Origin of the sequence: Psychrobacter sp. (assembly GCF_018260395.1) — a bacterium.
Classification (GTDB): Bacteria; Pseudomonadota; Gammaproteobacteria; order Pseudomonadales; family Moraxellaceae; genus Psychrobacter.
In genome coordinates this window covers 1-3,525 of sequence record NZ_JAGLBC010000187.1, presented here as the reverse complement: position 1 = coordinate 3,525, position 3,525 = coordinate 1, and the positions used below count along the sequence as shown (strand labels likewise).

The following is a 3,525-nucleotide window of genomic DNA, read 5'->3' as shown; positions in this document are numbered from 1 at the left end:
TTAAATTATAGATATGATATTAACTTCCCCGTATTAAATCTAATCAATATTGATTATTAGATTTATACTAAATAGGGTATATTTAATATAAAGCAGTAGTGGTTTAATATTTTGACACCAATACTTTATCAATATCCTATTAGTTTCACCTTAGGGTTATTGTTCAAAGACTTAACATGCCGTTATTTACAACTAAATATAGTTCTATAATGATAATTAATTGTTGTTTATCGTGAGAATTAAAGTACTACAGACTTGCTAGTTGCTTTTTTATTTAGTTAGTAAATTAATAAGTTAGTAAAATAGTTAGTTAGTAAAATAATTAATTAATAAGTTAATTAGTTGATCGATTAATTGTATAGTAAGTTTCAATAAGGAGTTCATATTGACCGCAGTTATTTCAAGAATGAGTTTTTATAGTAATCGGCTATACTTCTGGCAGCTTGTCGTACCTAAGTCTATTATAAAATATAGCAATATCTATTTAACTGCTGTTTTCTCTAGCCTTTTGTTAACTTTGACACCCATACCTGCACATGCTAATGATGCCCTTAAAATGAAACTCATTGCTAGTAAAGTGGTCATTAAAAATAATGGGGAACGGATATATATTCCTGTGAATACGGCAAAGGTAGGCACATTAATTCAGTACAAAGCTATTTTTAGAAATACCTTAGAAACCGCTATTCAAAACACAACTGTGACGCTTCCAATTCCTGCAAATACTGAATTTACAGGAGAAGCTTATCCACCAAGTGCTCAAGCTTCTTCAGATTATTATAACTATAGTGAAATACCATTGATGCGTATAGTTGATGGTAAACTTGAAAAAGTGCCTTTATCAGATTATAAATCTTTACGTTGGGACATTAAGTACATACCAGCTAAAAAATCTGTTAACGTTGCTTTTAATACTATTGTACACTAACTAAGCTTTACTCATACCTAATCTAAAATTCTTATAGCATTAAGTTATTAATAGTTTATTGAATAGAATATCCAAATAAATATTATAAAAAAGGCTTATAAATAGGAGTTAATATACTCTTTATTTATAAGCCTTAATTTTTAATAATAGTTTTTTCAATAGGTTGACCCCCAACATGGCAGACGACCTAATTTGGTATATTGTGACTGTTATTATTTGATTAATTGCTATGTGATTTATTGCTATCTTATTTAGCGATATTTCATTTATTCATATCTGATTTATTGCTATCCAAATCCAAGCGATGCTCAAGTTTCAAATAATCTTCAGATTGCATTTCGAGCAAACGTGAACGGGTTCTTTCAATTTCAAACGCCAATTTATCACCCTGATATAAATCTAAAATAGATTGCTCAGCTCTAATTAGTAATTTAACGCGTCGATCGTAGAATTCATCGACCAAATAAATAAATCGACGGGTCGGATCACGTAACACGTCTGTTAGTGAAGGAACGTTGTCAACTAATACGGTAGTAAAGTTATTGGCAATTTCAATAAAATCATTAGCTGACCTTGGTTCCATACAAAGCTGTCTAAAATCACAATAAAGGACTGTCTCAGTACGGGCATTAATTTTGATTTGGCGGCCATTGATAATAATAGGCTCTTTTGCAATTTTATGATTATTGGCTAATGAAACAAATCGATTGGCTAACCAGTGACTGTTTTCCTTAGTCAAAGGAAACTTATATAGCTCAGCTTGCTGTAATAAACGTAAGCGATAGTCAATACCGGAATCTATGTTCATGACCGTAGTATGCTTTTCTAGCTCAGCTATTGCTGGCATAAAACGATCCCTGTGCAGTCCATCTTTATATAATCCTGAAGGTTCTATGTTTGATGTGGCCACAAGCGTAATACCACGTTTGAATAACATGGTAAATAAGTCACCTAAAATCATCGCATCGGAGACGTTTGATACAAAGAATTCATCAAAGCAAATCAAAACCGCTTCGCCATGAATAATATCAGCGACTTTTTCTAATGGATCACTACTGCCTTGCAGTTTGTTAAGCTCTCTATGTACTCTTTGCATAAAATGATGAAAATGCATACGTATTTTACGCTGAAGAGGAACGGATTCAAAAAACATATCCATCATCCAAGTTTTACCTCGACCTACTCCGCCCCACATGTATAAACCTTTTGGCGGAACTGGTTGAGCTTTAAATAGACTAAATAGACCTTTTTTTTCTTTCGAATTTTCTATTAACTGATAATATACCTCATCAAGATATGTCATAGCTTTTTCTTGTATAGGGTCATGGTTAAACTCATTGGTCGCTACTGCAGCCTGATATCTTTGTAGAGGGGAGCTTGTAGTGGATTGAATCATATTTTAAGTATCGCTTATGTATATATAGATGAGATATAAATTTATAGTTGATAATTGTTTATTGAATTCACTTAGAACTTAATCAATCAGTTAATTTAAGTTGCATGTTGTTCTAATAAATATTTAATATCGGTCAAACGGCCATGGAAGAAATGTCCCGCACCTTCAACCACGTAACTTTTAATTTGCTTATCTTCAGCAAATTTTTTCATTACTTCAGGCCTTATGACATTGTCCTCATCACCATAGATTTCAATGGTTTTTTGTGTGGGCAACATAACATCTGAAGCATCGTTATTTTCAACAGATGGGGCTATTAATACTACTTTAACAATTTCCAGATCGGTCAAACCCCATATATGCGGCGTAACTAAAAGCTGTTCAGCAACACGAGTAATTATATAACCACCAAATGAAAAGCCGCCTAACCATACTTGAGTAGCTAAGGTTTGATTACATATCCACTGTAATACAGCCATAGCATCTTCAATCTCACCCACTGCATAATCGTGCTCGCCTGTAGACTTACCTGCCCCTCGAAAGTTAAAACGCACCACATGCATCCCTTCATCTCGAGCAAAGTTATACAAAGTAGTCACGACTTTGTTTTTCATAGTACCATCAAATAAAGGATTAGGATGACACAATAAAGCGAATCTTTTTGTATTGATATCTTGAGGGTCGTTATTTTGCCATAGTGCTTCTACTTCAAGCTTACCAGCTGGTCCATCAATAAGCAGATTTTGAGAATTTATTTTCATAGGTATCGACTTAATCTTTTAATTGTTGCGCTAATAAAATGTTTTTATAAATTTCTATGGTCTATATTGGCTATTGGTTATTGGCTATTGGTTATTGGTTATTGGTTATTAGCCATTAATAATCATCCATTAAATATTATCTATTTATTATTAAACTTTGATTATAAGAATAATCATAGGACTACATAAAAGCAAATACTACCTGAAATATGGATATACCTCTGTAATACTTTTTTAGAGTGAATAAAATATTAGTTAAATCCCAAATCCTAGTAACAAGCCTTACACTAAATAATGAATTCTCTATACTTCATAAAGTATTGTCTTATATACTGGAATGACAATCGCTTTGCTTATGTACTTAGCTTATGATTTTTTGAAAAGTTTAGGGCGTGTGGAACATTCGCAAATTAGCACTGCTGATAGCTAAAATCGTTCCA

The 3,525-nt window shown here is 32.5% G+C and carries 3 protein-coding genes; 1 reads left to right on the top strand and 2 read right to left on the bottom strand.

Annotation, left to right across the window (positions count from 1 at the left end):
- Window positions 1-385: 385 nt before the first annotated feature.
- Window positions 386-928 carry a hypothetical protein gene (locus QZ265_RS10215; RefSeq protein WP_296405865.1) on the top strand — a complete coding sequence of 181 codons (543 nt, stop codon included), beginning with the start codon at window positions 386-388 and terminating at the stop codon, window positions 926-928.
- 262 nt (window positions 929-1,190) lie between these two features.
- Here the strand turns inward: QZ265_RS10215 and zapE are convergent, their stop codons facing one another.
- Window positions 1,191-2,324 carry a cell division protein ZapE gene (gene zapE / locus QZ265_RS10210; protein WP_296405864.1) on the bottom strand — a complete coding sequence of 378 codons (1,134 nt, stop codon included), beginning with the start codon at window positions 2,322-2,324 and terminating at the stop codon, window positions 1,191-1,193.
- A 95-nt stretch (window positions 2,325-2,419) separates the two neighbouring features.
- Window positions 2,420-3,085: an alpha/beta fold hydrolase gene (locus tag QZ265_RS10205; protein WP_296405863.1), complete on the bottom strand. Its 666-nt coding sequence runs from the start codon at window positions 3,083-3,085 to the stop codon at window positions 2,420-2,422.
- Between the last annotated feature and the right edge of the window lie 440 nt (window positions 3,086-3,525).

Coding starts and splice junctions, on each gene's coding strand:
- QZ265_RS10205 (WP_296405863.1), bottom strand. CDS start 3,085: ATGAAAATAAATTCTCAAAATCTGCTTATTGATGGACCAGCTGGTAAG.
- zapE (WP_296405864.1), bottom strand. CDS start 2,324: ATGATTCAATCCACTACAAGCTCCCCTCTACAAAGATATCAGGCTGCA.